The following is a 17,939-nucleotide window of genomic DNA, read 5'->3' on the forward strand; positions in this document are numbered from 1 at the left end:
GATTACCTCTCCATCCATAATCGTTTTAATTTTTGTAGAAAACTAGAACTATTTCCTTTTTCCGCTTTATATTCATCTACTTCTGTCAAGTAAGTTCGTACTAATCTCTTGGTTGCTTTACTAATTGCTGACTTTTCTTGAAAAATAATAAACGGTGTTTGGTGAATAACAGCGGCTCTGACAGTTTGATCTTCAGGTAAAGAACCTAATACATGTATATTTATTTGTAAGAATTGTTGTATAACCTTTTGAAAACGCACAAGCATGTTATGGCCTTGCATATTGGATTGCGCACGATTCATAATGACTCGAATAGGCAACATGTTATTGTGACTTGCGATATGCTTTATCATGCTATACCCATCTGTTATAGCCGTGGGCTCAGGAGTAGTCACAAGAATGCACTCTTCTGCAGCTAAAATAAATGATAAGCTGTCATTGGTGATTCCTGCCCCCATATCAAAAAATATATAATCATAATGAATAAGCAAAGATTGATATTGCTGAAAGAAAAACTCCTTCTTCTGCGTATCTATCGCATAAATATCTGAAAACCCTGACCCTGCAGCAATATAATCTAAGTTTTCTGGACCTTGTTCAATAATTGACTGAATAGGAAGTCTACGCTGAAACATGTCAACAATTGTTCTTTCAATCTGTCTACCAAGCAATATATCAATGTTTCCCATACCTATATCCATATCCATGATTAGAATCTTTTTTCCATGCCGCAGTAAACCTAAAGCAAAATTTAAAGTGATATTAGACTTTCCTACTCCTCCCTTGCCACTAATAACCGCAATTGTTTTCGCTTGTTTGCTCTCTCGCATCGTTTCTAATTTGTTTCTAAGTCCTGTTGCTTGATCAGTTTTCATAAGCATGCTCCATTATGCTAGATGACAAAAACTCAGGTGTTGGGTGTACTAAGTCATCCGGAACATCTTGCCCATTTGTTATGTAACCGACGCCGATTGATTTTTTAAAGATTATATTTAACATGCCGCCAACTTGTCTTGTCTCATCTATTTTTGTAAAAATCACTCGAGAAATAGGTAAGGGCTCAAATTGATCATAAATGTTCAATAAGTCTTGAGATTTAGCTGTTAACGATAAAACTAAAAACATAGTAGCTTCTTTATTTATCAATACATCTTCTTGAAGTTGTTTAATATAAGCATCTTCTCGAAAATTTCTTCCTGCTGTATCGATGAATATAGTATCATATGTTGACAATTTGTGAATGGCTTTTACCATATCATCGTTGGAATAGACAACTTCAATAGGAACAGATAAGATATCAGCATATGTTTTTAATTGTTCAACAGCTGCAATTCGATACGTATCTGCTGTTATAAAGGCAACATTTTTTCCATCTTTTAATTTGCTTTCAGCTGCCAGTTTAGCAATTGTAGTGGTTTTTCCCACTCCTGTTGGTCCAACAAAATAGACAAGCTTTTGATTATAGGTTAAGCCTTGAAATGGAACTGCTTGCAGTCGTTGCGTTATTTCCTCTTCCACCTTTTTTACTATTTCTTGATAGGTTGGCTGTGACTTAGCGCTATATTTTCCCATCACTGATTCTATTAAACTTTTAGCAAGTGGTTGGTTTACTTCTTGCTCTAATAAATAATGATAAGCAGATTGATAATCAAAAGGATAAGTCAATGTATGAATAGCGGATTGGTGCAATAACTTTTTAACTTGCCTTAGTTCCTGTAGTTCAGGAGAAACAACATCTGTATTTGTATTATCCTTTCTTTCTTTTATCCTCATTTCTTGCTTCGGTGATACCTGTTTTTTAGGAGCTATTGGCTGTGGGTCTTTAACAGCTACCACTTCTATCTGTGGTTTTTTAAACAAACCTAAAAATTTGCGCTTATTCACTTGTCTCGATTGAAGGATAACAGCTTCTGCTCCCAGTTCTTTTCGTATTTGTTTCATGGCCTCAGGCATTGATCCTGCCGTATATTTTTTTACTTTCAAGCAATATTCACCACCCCAACACTTTGTACTTGTACGTCTGGCTCTAACTCGTTATAAGATAAGACAACAACTTGTGGTAAAAAACGATCCAATAATTGTTTTACATACATCCTTACAGCCGGTGAGCATAGTAATATCGCTGTTTCTTCTTGGAGTGTTAACTTTTCCACTTCTTCTTTCATATGCTCTAGTAATTGTTGCTGCAGCTCAGGCTCCATTGATAAGAAGCTTCCATGCTCTGTTTGTTGAATGCTTTCGGCAATTGCATGTTCTGCTCTAGCTGAAAGTGTCACAACTTTCAATGAACGATCTTTATCCGTATATTGCTTTGTAATTTGGTTGGATAGCGCTTGACGAACGTACTCCGTTAGCAAATCCGTATCGTTAGTTAATTTTCCAAAATCTGCTAACGTTTCAAATATGATTGGTAAATTACGAATAGATACCTTTTCCCTCAATAATTTAGCTAGCACTTTTTGTATATCTCCCACAGCTAATGGCTCAGGAGTGACTTCTTCAACTAATGTAGGGTAGCTTTCTTTGAGATGATCAACTAATTGTTTTGTTTCTTCTCTGCCTAGCAGCATATGTGCATGACGTTTAATTACTTCTGTTAAATGAGTGGATACAACAGAAGGGGGGTCCACTACTGTATATCCAGAGAGCTCAGCTTCATCTTTCCATTCCTCACTAACCCATTTTGCTGGTAATCCGAAAGCTGGTTCTGTCGTTTCCACACCTTCAATATCATCTTCATCCATATCTGGTGCCATCGCCAAGTAATGGTCGAGTAATAACTCTCCAGAGGCAACCTCTTCACCTTTTATTTTTAAACGGTACTCATTAGGCTGTAGCTGTATGTTGTCACGAATGCGAACAACTGGAATAACAATACCGAGTTCAACTGCCAGTTGCCTACGAATCATAACAATCCGATCTAGTAAATCTCCCCCCTGATTCGTATCAGCTATAGGAATAAGCGAATAACCAAACTCAAATTCTATTGGATCCATATTAATTAATTGCACAACATTTTCAGGAGCTTTCATTACGTCACTCTCTGTTTCATCAACCTCTTCATCGCTTGGTTCTGTGATATCTTCGGTTTGTTTAAGTAATAGATAACCACTTAACGCTAATAATGCCGCCAAAATCGTCGTCAAGAAAAAGTTTATCGGTGTGAAACCAAGTAAAAACACAGTACCACTAGCAATAAATAATAGCTTTGGATATTGCAATAATTGACCGGATACATCTGTACCCAAATTTCCATTCCCTGCTGTTCTGGTTACAACGATTCCAGTAGCTGTAGAAATAAGCAAAGCTGGAATTTGACTGACTAACCCATCTCCTACTGTTAAGCGCATAAACGTATTAATCGCTTCTTGAAAAGACAAATCCATTTGCACCATGCCAATAATTAAACCAAAAATAATATTAATTAAAACGATAATAATACCTGCAATGGCATCACCTTTAACAAATTTACTTGCACCATCCATGGAGCCGTGAAAATCGGCTTCTTTTTCAATTTTTTCTCGCCGCTCTTTTGCTTGTTGTTCTGAAATTAAGCCAGCATTTAAATCAGCATCTATACTCATCTGTTTTCCAGGCATCGCATCTAATGTAAAGCGCGCAGCTACTTCCGATACACGTTCAGACCCTTTCGTAATAACGAGGAATTGAATGATAACTAAAATGACAAAGACGACAAATCCAACTAACGGATTCCCCCCAATAACAAATGATCCGAATGTGGCTACAACACCACCTGCATCCGCTTCGGATAATATGGATCTAGTTGTTGAAACGTTTAATCCAAGACGAAACAGCGTCAATAGTAATAACAGAGTTGGAAATACGGAAAATTGCAACGCTTCCTGCGTATTCATAGATACTAAAATAACAATTAACGCAAGGGAGATATTGCAAAGTATCAAAATACTTAACAACCATCCTGGTAGTGGTACAATGAGCATAATAATAATTAAAATAACGCCTAAAAGAACAGATAGATCTCTTGCTTTCATGGGGGACTCTCCTTATTGCTTAAACTTTTCTCTCTAATTTATATACGTACGCCAATATTTCTGCAACCGCCTGAAAAAACGATTCTGGTATAACGTCGCCGATATCTACAACACGATATAATGAACGAGCAAGCGGCTTATTTTCAACAGTCATGACGCTATTTTCCTTAGCTACCTGTTTAATTCTTAGCGCTACCTCATCCACACCTTTAGCCAAAATGTACGGGGCAGCAGCTTTTTCTTCATCGTATTTAATGGCAATGGCTACATGCGTTGGATTTGTAATAATGACATCTGCGTTTGGAACTTCACTCATCATTCTTCTTGTAGCCATTTGCCTTTGACGCTCTTTTATCTTTGATTTAATAAGTGGGTCGCCTTCCACGTTTTTAAATTCATCTTTTACATCTTGTTTTGACATTTTCATATTTTTTTCATAGTCGTAGCGTTGATATGCATAATCGAATACAGCTAAAAACACTAGAATAATAACAGCGATAATTCCCATAACGATCGTGACTTTCCCAAAGAAACCAAGTGCTGTATCAGCATTTTTAAACGCCATCATCATCATTTCATCTTTATAAATCCAAATCACAGTAAAAGTTACTGTACCAATACTAACGATTTTTAATAGTGATTTAAGTAATTCCACAATCGCTCGCAAAGAAAAAATTCGCTTTGCCCCTTGAATAGGGTCAATCTTTTTTAAATCAAACTTCAGTGGCTCCGTTGTAAATAAAAAGCCAATTTGCAAAAAATTTGCAGCCAGTGCGCCGATAATCACAATGATCATAATTGGCGCTAACATTTTTGCTACTTCCAGTGTAGCTCCATTGAAAACTTGTGCCACAGTAGTTTCCGTTACTTGCCAATGAATAAACTCCGTAAATGTATGTTCATATAAAGATGTCATTTGATTCTTCATGGAACTTCCGAAAACATAAAGAACGATGAGCGCAAATAACAACAATATGGCTGTATTAACATCTTGACTCTTAGCAACTTTTCCTTTTTTTCTTTCATCTTGACGTTTTTTCGGGGTAGCTTTTTCCGTCTTTTCACCAGCAAAATATTGTAAGTCCAGCTTTAATGACAACTTATCCACCCCCGAATAAATATAGCAAACTGCGTATCGTAGCAAATAAAATTTCAAAAAGATCTTTTGCTAACACTACATATAAACTCATAAAAACCAATAATACGATAAAACTAACTAGTATTTTTAATGGTAAGCCAACAACAAACACATTTAATTGTGGAACGGTTCGAGCAATAATTCCTAACGCTACATCAACTAGGAAAAGGCAGCCTACAATTGGAATGGCAATTTGAAAAGCAATAAGAAACATCGCGTTAAAACTTTCGATAACATAGTGAACGATCGATTCATTTTGAAATGGGACATATTGCTCTAATGGGATAAATTGATAGCTATTTACCATTCCATCTATTAAGATATGGTGTCCATTTACCGATAGTAGAAATAGTAAAGCAAAAATATAAAAATATTGACCAGTTAGCGGGCTTTGTGCTCCCGTTTGTGGATCAATAACATTGGCAATGGCAAAACCCATTTGAAAATCAATAAAACCACCAGCGATTTGCACTGCTGACAAAATGATATATGCGATCAAACCTATAAGCAAACCAACTACAGTTTCCTTTAAGAGAAGTAAAAAATAATGTCCATCTATCGCTATCGCAGGAGCATCAACCGCATAAAACATTAAGAAAGCAAGAAAAAAGCTTAATCCTAATTTAAACGGCCTTGGAATTGTTCGATAAGAAAATAATGGCATCGTAGCAAAAAACGCTACTACACGTACTAAAATTAGTAAAAATACAGGTAAACGATTTATATCAATAACATCTAACATTTTTTATCCTACAAACTGATTCATATTTTGAAATAGATTAGAAGTGAACTCAATCATTTGTGTTAACATCCAAGGCCCAAAGAAAACTAATCCTACCAATACAGCAACAATCTTAGGAATAAATGCTAACGTTTGCTCCTGTATTTGTGTTGTTGCTTGAAAAATACTGACAAGCAGTCCTACAACTAGCGCAAGTAAAAGCAGTGGGCCAGTTACTAGTAAGATGGTAAACACGCCTTTTTCTGCTAGCGTTAAAACGAATTCACTGCTCATTTTTGTGCCCCCTATCTGGTTTAAGGAATACAGGACGGCTAACGCCCTGCACCTCCTATTTAAAAGCTGTCCAGTAATGAATGAGTAATTAAATACCAACCGTCTACCAGCACAAATAGTAATATTTTAAATGGCAATGAAATCATAACGGGAGGAAGCATCATCATCCCCATAGACATCAATACACTGGCAACAGCCATATCTATAATAAGAAAGGGAACAAAAATCATAAACCCCATTTGAAATGCTGTTTTTAATTCGCTTATAGCAAATGCGGGAACTAAGGTTGTTAACGGTATTTCCTCGACAGCATTTGGGCGCTCTAGTTCAGCGTAATTCATAAATAAGGCTAAATCTTTTTGCCGCGTATGTTCAGCCATAAATTGCTTAATTGGTGTACTTGCTTCATCGTATGCTTCATCTAATGTCATTTCCTCATCGAACAATGGCTGCAATGCATTATCATACACGTCATTAAATACAGGTGCCATAATGAAAAAAGTAAGAAACAGTGCAAGACCAATGAGTACTTGATTTGGTGGCATTTGCTGTGTCGCTAATGATGTTCGAACAAACGACAGTACAATAACAATTCTTGTAAAACTCGTCATTAAAATTAAAATACTTGGCGCCAATGTTAGAACTGTTAATAATAAAACTAACTTTATGGAAGTGGACACATTTTCAGGATCAGAACTCGAGAACATATCAATAAATTCATTCATTACGATCTTCCTTCTGTGCAAACTGCTGTATTAATTGGTTGCGATTTTGCTTTAACTTGTCCAATTCCCTTGTAAATTGCCGTTTGAAATTCGTTTGATCATTTGTTTTCATATTTTTTGATCCATGATTAAATTTTTGCAAAAACTTTGGAAGAGTAGCTGTTTCATAAGCTACACCCTCCTTTCGTAAGTCATCAATAACAGACTCATCCGTTATTTCCTGAAGCAGCTCAACATTATCTCCTACACCGATTAAATAATACTTTTTCCCTAGGCGAACAATTTGCAATGATTTATTCTGTCCTACAGATATACCTGCAATGTTCTCTAATGCTTTCGCTTGGTTAAATAATGCATTTTTTCGTTTCAAAAACAAAAGCAAGAGATAGATCAAACCGAGAATAAGCAATAAAGCAATGATTAACTTCACAAAGCTTAGCCATAGTGGATCTGCATCTGTTTCTTTATTCAATAATGCCGTCTTATCTTCATTATTTTCCTTCTCTGCTGCATTTGTTTCTGTAGATTCGCAGTCTGCTTCGTCATTGATACAATCATTAACAGATTTAGGAGCAGCCGCTACATCTAATTCCGTTACAAACAGAAATAGGAACAAGCTTAACAAACTAAATATAACCGTTAATTTCTTCACACACATTCACTCACTTTTAGCTTAAAGCTTTCTGAATTGCTTCAATAACGCGATCCGCTTGGAACGGTTTTACAATAAAATCCTTTGCTCCTGCTTGAATGGCGTCAATAACCATTGCTTGCTGTCCCATCGCGGAACACATAATGATTTTTGCTTGTGGATCAACGGCTAATATTTCGTTTAATGCCGTAATCCCATCTTTTTCTGGCATTGTAATATCCATTGTTATTAAATCAGGGTTTAATTCATTATATTTTTCAACAGCTTGTACGCCATCTTGTGCTTCACCAACAACTTCATATCCATTTTTCGTTAGAATATCCTTAATCATCATTCGCATAAACGCTGCGTCATCTACTATTAAAATACGATTGCCCATAAAGCAAAACCTCCCACTATATTTTGTTCACTTACTTCAGTTTGTTTAATCGATCGGATTGACTCAAAATGTCCGTTACACGAACACCAAAATTTTCATCAATGACAACTACTTCTCCAGTTGCAATCCGTTTTTCATTTACTAAAATATCTACCGGTTCACCTGCTAATTTATCTAACTCTACAATAGAACCTTGTGATAAATCTAAGATATCTTTAATCGTACGCTTCGTTCTACCAAGCTCCACCGTTACTTTTAAAGGAACATCCAAAAGCATATCTAAATTACGTTGTTCTGTTCGGTTTAAAGTCACGGGCTCAAATGAAGAAAATTCTGCTTGTTGCACATTAGATTGCTCCGTTGCTGGGTGATGATTCCCTATAAATTGTTTTGTATCCTTAGCATGAGAGTGATTCTTTTCGGGTTCCAAGTAATTATCATTATATTCTTTATGACTCGCTGGTTCTTCCATAACTGTCGATGCTACCTCTTCTTCGCTTGGTTCGCTAGAAACTAATTGGTCTACTAATTCTTTTGCGAAATGAATTGGCATTAATTGAAAGAGTGTAGAATCAATAAGATCACCAACTTTTAATTGGAAAGTTACTTTAACAAAAGGATCGTCTCCTAAAGTCTTTTCAGATTCTTTTTCCGGATCTTCTAAATGGATCGTCGGCGGAGAAATGTCTACACGTTTATTGAATACCGTAGACATGCTTGTAGCAGCAGCGCCCATCATCTGATTCATTGCTTCCTGCACAGCACTTAAATGAATTTCATTTAATTCTTCTGATGGGTTTCTGCCATCTCCTCCTAGCATAATATCAGATATAATAGCTGCATCTTCGGCTTTTATAACAAATACATTCTTCCCAGAAAAACCTTCTAAATAGTTTACTTGGACACTTACTGGTTCAAAGGTGAAATTTTTCAACTCCTCCTGAGCTATAACAGAAACTTCAGGTGTCGTAATTTCAACTTTTTCTTTTAATAATGTAGATAAAGTTGTAGCAGAGCTACCAAAGGATATGTTACCGATCTCTCCTAATGTGTCAATTTCCATTGTAGATAAGAAATCATTCGTAATGGAGCTAGAGTTATCATCATCTTCTGTAGAACTTACATCTAATAGTGCATCAATTTCATCTTGAGATAGCTTACCGTCATTCCCCATCTTCATTCCCCCCTTTAAAAGTATCTAATATTTGGACGGACATTCTATTTTTATATGTACCTGGTTGTACAAGAAATTTCGGCTCATCGTTTACCTCTAATATTAGTGGACTTTCAATGGATTGATCGAGTCTAATAATATCTTTTTTGCCTAATTTCAAAAACTGTTCAATGGTGATCGTTGATTCACCTAAGATTGGTTTCACCTCAACAGTTGCTTGCTGGATATTTCTAGTTATTTTTTCATATGCTTCATCATTACGTTTTTTTCCAGCCGTTTGCATCCAGTAATGAACAGACAACTTAGATATAATTGGTTCTAATACAATATGCGGAATACAAATATTAATCATGCCGCTTGCTTCTCCTATCGTAGTATTAAGCGATACAACCACGACAGTTTCATTGGGTGAAACCATTTGTAAAAATTGTGGATTTACTTCAAAGTCTTCCATAACAGGATCAATGTCTACAATGGAAGCCCAAGCTTCTTGGAGCTTCGTACTCGCCTTTTCAAACAACTGTGACATTAGAAGTGTTTCAATTTCGGTTAAATTTTCGACTTTATTAAAACTAACGCCTTGCCCACCTAAGGTTCTATCAAGCATCGCATAAGCAATGTTTGGATTAATTTCCATTACAATTCTACCTTCCAGCGGCTTAAGACTATATGTATTTAAAATCGTCATCTTAGGTACAGAACGAATAAACTCTTCATAAGGTATTTGATCCACAGATGCAACCGAGATGTTTACATATGTTCGTAGTTTAGCTGAGAAAAAAGTGGTCAATAACCGGGCATAATTTTCATGTATCCGTGAAATACTACGAATTTGATCCTTAGAAAATCGCAATGCACGTTTAAAATCATAGACAAGCACTTTTTTTTCTTGATCTTCTTTTTTTAATTCGTCCGCATCCATTTCACCTGAAGATATAGCGGATAATAATGCATCAATTTCATTCTGTGAAAGAACTTCTTCTACCAACGACCATCACCTCCAAATCGGAGTCGAAAACTTTCTTATTGTAAAATCTTACTAATTGTATAAACATCCGTTATCTTCCCTGTAGTCATGACTTCATTTAGTTTTGTTTTTACGTGTTTTTCTAAATCATTAAGCCCCGATTGGAAATCTTTTTCTTCTAAAGTAGCTAATTCTTTGATAAGAATATTTTTTATTTGAAAGTCTCGTTTCTCGATTTCCTCTTTTGCATCTTTTCCATCGGTAATAATTTGAAATTGTATTCTTACAAAACTACCATCTTTGAGATCTGTTGTAATTTCAGGTGTTTCGTATGAATATTCCTCCATTTTATCAATGGATGATGTTTTTCCACTTTGCTCATCTGAGTTAACATATTGGACAACGACGAAAGCGGAAATCCCTATAATCAGTATGACAGTTAATGACGTTAGCATCGTTTTTACTAGTTTATTCATCGCCGTTGCATACCTCCTTCTTGGTGACAACTTGAACACCAATTTGCTGATAATACGCTAAAGTTCGCTGGAGAACTTCTGAACGAGTTTCCTTTACAACAAATTTCTTTCCATTCATTAACGTAATCGTTGTATCTGGAAAATTTTGAACCTGTTCAATCATAACTGCGTTTAATGTAAATTCGTCACCGTTTAATCTTGTTAATGAAATCATGTGTAGGTGGGAGCGAAGAAACGCTCCCTTTCCTCCTTAATTTATCGTTTTAAATTTACAAGTTCTTGAAGAATTTCATCGGAAGTCGTAATAATTCTTGTGTTTGCTTGGAACCCGCGTTGCGCGGTAATCATTTCTGTAAATTCTTCCGATAAATCAACGTTAGACATTTCAAGTGCACTTGGTACAATTTTAGCAGCGCCTTCTGTTTCTGGAGCAACAATTCCGTTATAACCCGCATTTTCACTATTAAGAAATAAATTGTTACCGGCTTTTTCTAAACCTGCTGGGTTAGAAAAACTAGCGAGGGCAATTTGCCCACCATCAACTGGGTCTCCATCAGCATTAATATACGTAACTGTACCATCGGTTCCAATACTAAAACTTTCAGCGTCTTCAGGAATGGTCAAGTCCTCTCCGCCAACACTTTGCAAATAGAATCCATTTGCATCGACAATGCGATCATCATCATCTAAATAAAAGTTTCCGGCCCGTGTGTAATAGGTAGTGCCATTTCCTTCCACAATAAACATGCCATCGCCTTCTAGCATCAAATCTAACGGATTTCCAGTTGTTTGCCTAAACCCTTGAGTGTGAATATTATCGATTGATCCAAGCTGCGAACCTAAACCTACTTGAGAAGGGTTTATTCCACCACGCGTAGCCGTAGGTCCTTGAGCTCCAGAAGTTGTTTGGCTCATCATATCTTGAAATGTGACTCTTCCTTTTTTAAAACCTACTGTACTTACGTTTGCAATATTGTTCCCAATAACATCTAACTTTGTTTGAAATCCTTTCATACCAGAAATTCCTGCATACATAGAACGTAACATTGTCATTTCCCCTTTATATTAAAATTAAATATATTTTGAGCGTTTGAGGTATATTAGATTCCAACTGCGTACGTAACCGATAAAAGCTAAATGCTTATTTTCACCAGTGGCTACTTTTACTTGTCCTCTGTTTCTTCAAACGCCGGATCATTTACTTGCAAAGCTGCATCCGCGTAAATCTTCTCTCCATTTTCTAATTCTAGAATTGCCCAACCCTCATTCTGACTAACAGCGACGACCCTACTTGTTTTTATTTCCGTTTCCTTACCCGTTTCTTCATCATAACTTTGGTAAGTTACCTCTTTTCCTAACATGTGACTATATTTGATCACAGGAGAAACAAGTTGACTTTCTACTAATGTATTAATAGAATTTGACATGTTCATCATCTGCTCTAAAGAACTAAATTCTGCCATCTGTGATACAAATTGACGATCATCCATCGGATTAGTAGGATCTTGATTTTTTAATTGGGTCATTAAAATTTTCAAAAATTCATCTTTTCCTAGATTTGGGCTGGGTGTTCGCTCTTTTTGATTATGTAAATAAAGCGAAGGATCAATTTTTGCCATTATCATACACCCCTTTTATACTTGCTCGTTCATTAATAGTTCATGGAAAGTAGTCATAAATTCTTCGTTATTATCTGCAGCAGAGTCATCGTGAAATTCTTGTTGTTTCTGCTCTTGTGAATCAGAATACTGCTGCGATTCAGATCCAGTTCCCTTTTGCATTTGTTGGCTTTGCTGCAATATACCTTCTTGTTTTTCAATGGTTACTTGCTGCGGAGAAAACATATTACGGAGCTTATGTATATTAGACTCTAACATTTCCTTTGCAGCTTGCGACTGTACTAGAATACGAACTGCCATCACTCCATCTGTTTGCGTAAATCGGACTGTCATATCACCCAAGTGTTCTGGACGCAACGTTAAATGAAGCTGGTTGACACCATTTGGCATTTTCATAAATTTACTTGATTGCATAATTCGCTGTAGTTGTTGAACTAGCTCTTGACCAGTATTTCGTTGCGTTTGCTGCTCTGGTTGAAGATATATGACATGCTGTTCAAGTTTTGCCATAGGTACCGAAGTTGGGTTTATATTATTCATAGTTGTTATTGGCTCTTTAGCATAGGTTGTTGTCTGCTTAGTTTTCGACATTTCCTCCATTACTTTTGTAAGCCACTTAGCGACATCACCACTTGATATTTTAGCTTCATTATTGTAATGCTGTTTCTGAACAAACGCACTTCTTTTTTCAAATGTTGCCACTAACTGTTTCCAAATGGTTGCTTCTTTTGTATTCCCTCCTTCGTTTAAACGGATTATTGCCTTTTCCGTATTCCCTGCGGTACTTACTTGTTTACTTAACTCAGACCATTGCTGTAATAAATGAACTAACTTTGACGCTGCTTGTTGTATATTTGGTTGATTATTTTGTTGATTGTTTAGCTGGGATAGTAAAGTGCTTACCTTAGAGAAAATCGCAGTTAATTCTTTCTGTATCAATAAATTTGCTGACTGCTCATCTGTAATTGATATACTTTCGTTACCTAACAATAGTTGCTCACTTGGAAGTTGTTTTTCTATTTGTATGGCTATCTCTTTATTTAAGGATTCTTCCGGTTGTACTCTTTCATTTCCTTGTGTTTCAAACCATTTACTTACCCACTGTTGCATGAAAGGAGACATCTCCTCAGACAACCAGTTAGTTTTATCATCAGGTAATTTTTCACAAATTTGATCCATCATCTTTCCTAGTTCTTGCTTAGAGGCTAGCAATTCATAAAAAGCATGTTCCGTTTGTTGCTCTTTTACTGTCAATGGCATAGAACCTTTTTTATCAACTGTTGATGGTAACTGCTGCAATAACATCGCAACGTTAATCATTTTAACACCACCTTCCTTGAGCATTTTATTGCGCGTAATTCCATATATAATGAATCTTTTCACTTCCCCTTTACATATCCTCCGATTTTGTAGTGGGGAATCGTACAGCAGCTTATCTTCACGGGAAACAGGACGTCAACACTTTAAAACTAAAAATTATAGAATTGATGTCAAAGAAAATCCACTTTTTAAGTGAGCGTAGGCTATGACTTGCATCTTTAAATGCTATCCACATATAATTAGCATTTTTTCGTCAGAACTACTACTTTACAACCTACTCCGTATTGGAAATGATGAGATTTTTGACATATTATCTAGCTGCTTAATAAAGGACTACTCTTCCTCTGCCTTATCTAAAAATTGCTCTGTTAATTGCGCAGCAGTAGTTGCATCCATTACTTCTAATATCTTGCCGCGTTCCTTGTCATCCAACTCTTCTAAAATGGCTAATGCTGTTTTTCTCTTTAAATCTTGTAAAATTTGAGCTGCTTTTTCTTCATCCATTTCTTTAAACGAAGTAGACATTGATTTAAAGGAATTCTTTTTTGTTTGATTTTTATCCTTCTTCTGTTGTTCTTCCGTCTGATTTTGCTCTCGATCTTGAAGTTTAATAACGTCTTGTTCGAGCATTTGGATCGTTGTCTCTTTCTCTTTTAGTTCTTCTTGTAATTGTTTAATCTCTGAATCCTTATTTTCAATTTGTGATTTCAACTGCGTATCCGCTGCATCTTTTGCCTTCTTACCATCTTCTTCATCTACAAATGATGAAACACCAGGAATCTCTGCTGCTTTCCCTTTCACCCAACCTCCTACATCCACACCTGTAGCTAACAAAATAATGGTGACAAGCGTAATAGTGAAGCCTATAGGGACAACAATTGCGAACAAGAACCAAAGAAAAGGATTCATTTTTTTTGTATCTGCTTGTTTTTTCTTAACCATTCGCTTCACCTATTTTTATATTTTAAAAATTGCTGCATGGATATTTCATCCATCATCGATTTTTCTAATTTTTCCTGTGCTTCCATTTCTCTTTGCTTACGATGTGCAATCATTTTCTCAAATTTTTTTGTTTCTACATGTGCCTCTGTTAAGTCAGATTGTTTTGCTTCCATATCTGCTCTCGCTCTTTGTACTTCCTCTTGTAAATGGACAATCATAGCATTTAATTTTTCTAAATAGTCAACCTGTTCCCTTAATTTTTCTAACGTTGTAGTTTGTTGCATACATTCTTCATAGGTTTCTTCTGCTACTTCTTTCTTTTTTAACAATTGGTATAATTGGGTGGCAGAATTTTCAAAGCAATCGATAGCCTGCTGATAAGCTTTTTGAGCTTGTACTTTTTCCGTTTCTCGAACATGCAGTAGTTTAGTTAAGACTACCGTTCCACTCATTTCCGAGCACCTCCGTGAAGCAGATTTTTCATTAAATGAATAGATTCTTCTAACGAGTAATAATCACTAATCCCTTGTTTAAGAAAAGATACAATTTTAGGATAATAATCCATTGCTCGATCAATTTCTTGGTCTGTCCCACGTTTATAAGCCCCTATTTGAATCAATTCTCTATTCTCTTCAAACGTTGCGAGTAAATTCCGAATTTGTTTAGCTGCCTGCTGGTGATTTTCGCCTGTAACTTGCTGCATTACCCGACTGATAGATTGCAATATGTTAATCGCAGGATATTGACCTCTTTCTGCTAATTTACGATCCATAATGAAATGGCCATCCAAAATACCTCGAACAGTATCAGCAATTGGCTCATTCATATCATCCCCATCAACGAGCACCGTATAAAAAGCCGTAATGGTCCCATTAGAATTGGTTCCAGTTCTCTCTAAAAGCTTAGGTAGTGTCGCAAATACAGACGGTGTATAACCTTTAGTCGTCGGTGGTTCCCCAGTGGCCAATCCAACTTCTCTTCTTGCCATAGCAACTCGTGTTACGGAATCCATCAATAAATTAACGCGGTAACCTTGATCACGAAAATATTCGCTAATAGCGGTAGCTGTATCCGCACCCTTAATTCTCATTAAAGCTGGTTGATCAGATGTTGCTACGACGACAATGGACTTTTTTAGCCCTTCTTCGCCCAAATCTTTTTCGATAAACTCTCTAACTTCGCGTCCACGCTCACCAATCAATGCAATAACATTGATATCTGCTTCACTGTTCCTTGCAATCATTCCAAGTAAAGTACTTTTTCCTACACCACTGCCAGCAAAAATACCAATTCTTTGCCCTTCGCCAACAGTTAGTAACCCATCAATAATTTTAATACCAACCTGTAAAGCATTTGTGATTGGCGGTCTTTGCATTGGATTTGGCGGAGATTGATCGGTAAGATAGCTCATAAGGCCTTTTTGCAACGCTTTACCATTCAAAGGCTTTCCTAAAGCATTAATAACATTACCAATTAACCCTCTACCAATTTTAATACTAAGTGGTTTTCCAGTAGCTTCTACTAAACAACCAGAACCAATTTCTATTACTTCCTCATAAGGCATTAAAATAATTCGTTCCTCATGAAATCCTACTACTTCTGCAATGATTGGAGTTTCTCTTTGAGAAGCTGGATGAATGTAGCACACTTCACCGATGTTTGCAGCAGGACCTTTAGACTCGATCATAATACCTACAACACGCAATACTTTCCCGTAACGTTTGTACGTATCTAATTTAGAAATAGCATTTAAATAAGCAGTTGCATTCATCATTTTCCCTCTCCTGCTAATTCAATTAGAGCCTTGCCAATCTCTTCAAGCTGCGTATCAACCCCCACGTCAACTTGTCCGTATGGGTATTTAATCATACAGCCGTTTTCTTCTATTTCATCTGATACATAACACATAAGCTTTGCATTTGGTTCAATTAAAGAAGATAACTCTTCTTTATGTTGCACGACAAATGCATATTGGTTTGGATGTAAATATAAAGCAATTTCAGATTGATCTTTTAATTCTTTAATAGCTGCTTGAATAATAGGTAAAAATGATTTATGGTCTGCTACTATTTCTTGTTTGATAATTTTTTCTGCTGTATGAATAGCGATTTCCATAATTGTTTCTTCATGTTCTTCAATCAGTGAATAATATTCGTGCTTGGCACTTTCTACCAAATGATTTGCATGATCTACATAAGCCTTATACGTAGTTAGCGCTTCTGATTTCCCTTCCGAAAAACCAGCTTGGAACCCTTCTTCCTTTGCAGCTTCGACGTATTTTTGTCTTTCTTCTTGCCAAGCACCCTTTTCAGCTTCAATCTCTCGTTTTGTTTGTTTTATCAATTGTTGGCGCTGTTCTCGAAGTTGCTCTAATGCTTGTTCAGCTTGCAACAGTTCCTGATCAAGTTCCGATTTATCATGAGCTTCTTTTACATGCGTATTACTTGGCTGAAAGACGCTAACTGGCTTTATACGAATTTGTTTTCTTTCAGTTATCCGTGAAGGATTAGACAATGATATCATCTCCCCCACCTCTAGCAATAACGATCTCACCTACATCCTCAAGTCTCCGTATGGTTGAAACAATACGTGTTTGAGCCTCTTCAACATCACGCAGACGTACGGGTCCCATATATTCCATTTCTTCTTTAAATGTCTCTGCCATTCGCTGAGACATGTTTTTAAATATGATGTCCTTCACTTCATCGCTACTCACTTTCAATGATAGACGAAGATCTTCGTTATCTACTTCACGAATTATACGTTGAATAGCACGATTATCTAAAATAACAATATCTTCAAACACAAACATCCGTTTTTTGATTTCATCTGCAAGCTCTGGATCTTGAATTTCTAATGCATCTAAAATTGTCCTTTCTGTACTTCTATCAACTCCATTTAATACTTCTACTACTGCTTGTATTCCACCAGTTTGCGTATAGTCCTCTGTAAATGAAGCAGAGATGTTTTTTTCCAGCACTTGCTCCACTTGAGAAATAATTTCCGGTGATGTAGAGTCCATTGTCGCGATTCGCTTTGCGACATCTGCTTGCATTTCTTGTGGTAATGCTGATAATATTTGCCCAGCCTGTTCCGAATCCAAATAGGACAGGACTAAAGCGATCGTTTGCGGATGCTCTCCTTGTATAAAATTAAAAACCTGTTGTGGATCCGCTCTTCTAGCAAAATCAAATGGTCGCACCTGTAATGAAGAGGTTAGGCGGTTAATAATGTTCGTTGCCTCTTGTTTGCCGAAAGCTTTTTCTAACACTGTCTTTGCATAGCCAATTCCACCTTGAGCAATAAAGTCTTGAGCTTGAGCTATTTGATGAAATTGCTCTATAATCTCCTCTTTCTTTTGGTTATCTACTTTTTTAACTGAAGAAATTTCTAAACTTAACCGTTCAATTTCTTCTTCCGTTAAATGTTTATATACTTCTGCAGATACATCAGGGCCTAAGGAGATTAATAGAATTGCAGCTTTTTGCTTACCAGTTAATCCTTTATGACGTGCCAATA

General features: G+C 36.3%; 21 protein-coding genes. All 21 read right to left on the minus strand.

What is annotated here, in order from left to right; translation table 11 throughout:
- Positions 1–2 precede the first annotated feature (2 nt).
- A complete protein-coding gene (locus B2C77_RS12115; RefSeq protein ID WP_077704066.1) occupies positions 3–875 on the minus strand; it encodes a MinD/ParA family protein in 873 nt (290 codons plus the stop codon).
- A complete protein-coding gene (flhF, locus tag B2C77_RS12120; protein ID WP_077704069.1) occupies positions 865–1,983 on the minus strand; it encodes a flagellar biosynthesis GTPase FlhF in 1,119 nt (372 codons plus the stop codon). The genes B2C77_RS12115 and flhF overlap by 11 nt, the downstream gene beginning before the upstream one ends.
- Positions 1,980–4,013, minus strand: a complete 2,034-nt coding sequence (gene flhA / locus B2C77_RS12125; RefSeq protein WP_077704072.1) for a flagellar biosynthesis protein FlhA — start codon at positions 4,011–4,013, stop codon at positions 1,980–1,982. The genes flhF and flhA overlap by 4 nt, the downstream gene beginning before the upstream one ends.
- 19 nt (positions 4,014–4,032) lie before the next feature.
- Positions 4,033–5,112, minus strand: a complete 1,080-nt coding sequence (gene flhB / locus B2C77_RS12130; RefSeq protein WP_077704075.1) for a flagellar biosynthesis protein FlhB — start codon at positions 5,110–5,112, stop codon at positions 4,033–4,035.
- Position 5,113: 1 nt separating this feature from the next.
- Positions 5,114–5,893, minus strand: coding sequence for a flagellar biosynthetic protein FliR (gene fliR, locus B2C77_RS12135; protein ID WP_077704078.1), 780 nt, complete (start codon positions 5,891–5,893; stop codon positions 5,114–5,116).
- 3 nt (positions 5,894–5,896) lie between these two features.
- The gene (gene fliQ, locus B2C77_RS12140; protein WP_073005061.1) at positions 5,897–6,166 is read right to left on the minus strand and encodes a flagellar biosynthesis protein FliQ; all 270 of its coding nucleotides are present in this window, start codon (positions 6,164–6,166) and stop codon (positions 5,897–5,899) included.
- 59 nt (positions 6,167–6,225) lie between these two features.
- Positions 6,226–6,891 carry a flagellar type III secretion system pore protein FliP gene (gene fliP / locus B2C77_RS12145; RefSeq protein WP_077704081.1) on the minus strand — a complete coding sequence of 222 codons (666 nt, stop codon included), beginning with the start codon at positions 6,889–6,891 and terminating at the stop codon, positions 6,226–6,228.
- Entirely contained in the window at positions 6,884–7,543 is a 660-nt protein-coding gene (locus tag B2C77_RS12150; RefSeq protein ID WP_164085535.1) for a flagellar biosynthetic protein FliO, read from the minus strand. Before B2C77_RS12150 ends, fliP begins: the two co-directional genes overlap by 8 nt.
- Positions 7,544–7,559: 16 nt before the next feature.
- Positions 7,560–7,922 (minus strand): response regulator, encoded by a 363-nt coding sequence (locus B2C77_RS12155; RefSeq protein ID WP_077704087.1) that lies wholly within the window; start codon positions 7,920–7,922, stop codon positions 7,560–7,562.
- A gap of 31 nt (positions 7,923–7,953) precedes the next feature.
- The gene (fliY, locus tag B2C77_RS12160) at positions 7,954–9,096 is read right to left on the minus strand and encodes a flagellar motor switch phosphatase FliY (RefSeq protein ID WP_176087322.1); all 1,143 of its coding nucleotides are present in this window, start codon (positions 9,094–9,096) and stop codon (positions 7,954–7,956) included.
- Positions 9,086–10,084: a flagellar motor switch protein FliM gene (gene fliM, locus B2C77_RS12165; RefSeq protein WP_077704092.1), complete on the minus strand. Its 999-nt coding sequence runs from the start codon at positions 10,082–10,084 to the stop codon at positions 9,086–9,088. The genes fliY and fliM overlap by 11 nt, the downstream gene beginning before the upstream one ends.
- A 35-nt stretch (positions 10,085–10,119) precedes the next feature.
- The gene (gene fliL, locus B2C77_RS12170) at positions 10,120–10,539 is read right to left on the minus strand and encodes a flagellar basal body-associated protein FliL (RefSeq protein WP_077704095.1); all 420 of its coding nucleotides are present in this window, start codon (positions 10,537–10,539) and stop codon (positions 10,120–10,122) included.
- Positions 10,532–10,753, minus strand: coding sequence for a flagellar FlbD family protein (locus B2C77_RS12175; RefSeq protein ID WP_077704098.1), 222 nt, complete (start codon positions 10,751–10,753; stop codon positions 10,532–10,534). The genes fliL and B2C77_RS12175 overlap by 8 nt, the downstream gene beginning before the upstream one ends.
- A gap of 41 nt (positions 10,754–10,794) precedes the next feature.
- Positions 10,795–11,586, minus strand: coding sequence for a flagellar basal body rod protein FlgG (flgG, locus tag B2C77_RS12180; RefSeq protein WP_077704100.1), 792 nt, complete (start codon positions 11,584–11,586; stop codon positions 10,795–10,797).
- A gap of 116 nt (positions 11,587–11,702) precedes the next feature.
- Positions 11,703–12,158 carry a flagellar hook assembly protein FlgD gene (gene flgD / locus B2C77_RS12185; RefSeq protein ID WP_077704103.1) on the minus strand — a complete coding sequence of 152 codons (456 nt, stop codon included), beginning with the start codon at positions 12,156–12,158 and terminating at the stop codon, positions 11,703–11,705.
- 15 nt (positions 12,159–12,173) lie between these two features.
- Positions 12,174–13,478: a flagellar hook-length control protein FliK gene (locus B2C77_RS12190; RefSeq protein WP_176087323.1), complete on the minus strand. Its 1,305-nt coding sequence runs from the start codon at positions 13,476–13,478 to the stop codon at positions 12,174–12,176.
- Positions 13,479–13,811: 333 nt separating this feature from the next.
- Positions 13,812–14,420: a MotE family protein gene (locus tag B2C77_RS12195; RefSeq protein ID WP_077704109.1), complete on the minus strand. Its 609-nt coding sequence runs from the start codon at positions 14,418–14,420 to the stop codon at positions 13,812–13,814.
- A 5-nt stretch (positions 14,421–14,425) separates the two neighbouring features.
- Positions 14,426–14,872, minus strand: coding sequence for a flagellar export protein FliJ (gene fliJ, locus B2C77_RS12200; RefSeq protein ID WP_077704112.1), 447 nt, complete (start codon positions 14,870–14,872; stop codon positions 14,426–14,428).
- Positions 14,869–16,191 (minus strand): flagellar protein export ATPase FliI, encoded by a 1,323-nt coding sequence (gene fliI / locus B2C77_RS12205; RefSeq protein ID WP_077706900.1) that lies wholly within the window; start codon positions 16,189–16,191, stop codon positions 14,869–14,871. The genes fliJ and fliI overlap by 4 nt, the downstream gene beginning before the upstream one ends.
- Positions 16,191–16,934 (minus strand): flagellar assembly protein FliH, encoded by a 744-nt coding sequence (gene fliH, locus B2C77_RS12210; protein ID WP_164085537.1) that lies wholly within the window; start codon positions 16,932–16,934, stop codon positions 16,191–16,193. The genes fliI and fliH overlap by 1 nt, the downstream gene beginning before the upstream one ends.
- On the minus strand, positions 16,927–17,937 hold the full coding sequence (gene fliG, locus B2C77_RS12215; RefSeq protein WP_077704118.1) for a flagellar motor switch protein FliG: 1,011 nt from the start codon (positions 17,935–17,937) through the stop codon (positions 16,927–16,929). The genes fliH and fliG overlap by 8 nt, the downstream gene beginning before the upstream one ends.
- Between the last annotated feature and the right edge of the window lie 2 nt (positions 17,938–17,939).

Source organism: Virgibacillus dokdonensis (assembly GCF_900166595.1).
Classification (GTDB): Bacteria; Bacillota; Bacilli; order Bacillales; family Amphibacillaceae; genus Virgibacillus; species Virgibacillus dokdonensis.

What these genes read in the sequence shown, in the direction of transcription:
- B2C77_RS12115 (WP_077704066.1), bottom strand. Translation starts at nt 875, where the DNA reads ATGAAAACTGATCAAGCAACAGGACTTAGAAACAAATTAGAAACGATG.
- flhA (WP_077704072.1), bottom strand. Translation starts at nt 4,013, where the DNA reads ATGAAAGCAAGAGATCTATCTGTTCTTTTAGGCGTTATTTTAATTATT.
- fliR (WP_077704078.1), bottom strand. Translation starts at nt 5,893, where the DNA reads ATGTTAGATGTTATTGATATAAATCGTTTACCTGTATTTTTACTAATT.
- fliQ (WP_073005061.1), bottom strand. Translation starts at nt 6,166, where the DNA reads ATGAGCAGTGAATTCGTTTTAACGCTAGCAGAAAAAGGCGTGTTTACC.
- fliP (WP_077704081.1), bottom strand. Translation starts at nt 6,891, where the DNA reads ATGAATGAATTTATTGATATGTTCTCGAGTTCTGATCCTGAAAATGTG.
- B2C77_RS12155 (WP_077704087.1), bottom strand. Translation starts at nt 7,922, where the DNA reads ATGGGCAATCGTATTTTAATAGTAGATGACGCAGCGTTTATGCGAATG.
- fliY (WP_176087322.1), bottom strand. Translation starts at nt 9,096, where the DNA reads ATGGGGAATGACGGTAAGCTATCTCAAGATGAAATTGATGCACTATTA.
- fliL (WP_077704095.1), bottom strand. Translation starts at nt 10,539, where the DNA reads ATGAATAAACTAGTAAAAACGATGCTAACGTCATTAACTGTCATACTG.
- B2C77_RS12175 (WP_077704098.1), bottom strand. Translation starts at nt 10,753, where the DNA reads ATGATTTCATTAACAAGATTAAACGGTGACGAATTTACATTAAACGCA.
- flgG (WP_077704100.1), bottom strand. Translation starts at nt 11,586, where the DNA reads ATGTTACGTTCTATGTATGCAGGAATTTCTGGTATGAAAGGATTTCAA.
- flgD (WP_077704103.1), bottom strand. Translation starts at nt 12,158, where the DNA reads ATGGCAAAAATTGATCCTTCGCTTTATTTACATAATCAAAAAGAGCGA.
- B2C77_RS12190 (WP_176087323.1), bottom strand. Translation starts at nt 13,478, where the DNA reads ATGATTAACGTTGCGATGTTATTGCAGCAGTTACCATCAACAGTTGAT.
- B2C77_RS12195 (WP_077704109.1), bottom strand. Translation starts at nt 14,420, where the DNA reads ATGGTTAAGAAAAAACAAGCAGATACAAAAAAAATGAATCCTTTTCTT.
- fliJ (WP_077704112.1), bottom strand. Translation starts at nt 14,872, where the DNA reads ATGAGTGGAACGGTAGTCTTAACTAAACTACTGCATGTTCGAGAAACG.
- fliI (WP_077706900.1), bottom strand. Translation starts at nt 16,191, where the DNA reads ATGAATGCAACTGCTTATTTAAATGCTATTTCTAAATTAGATACGTAC.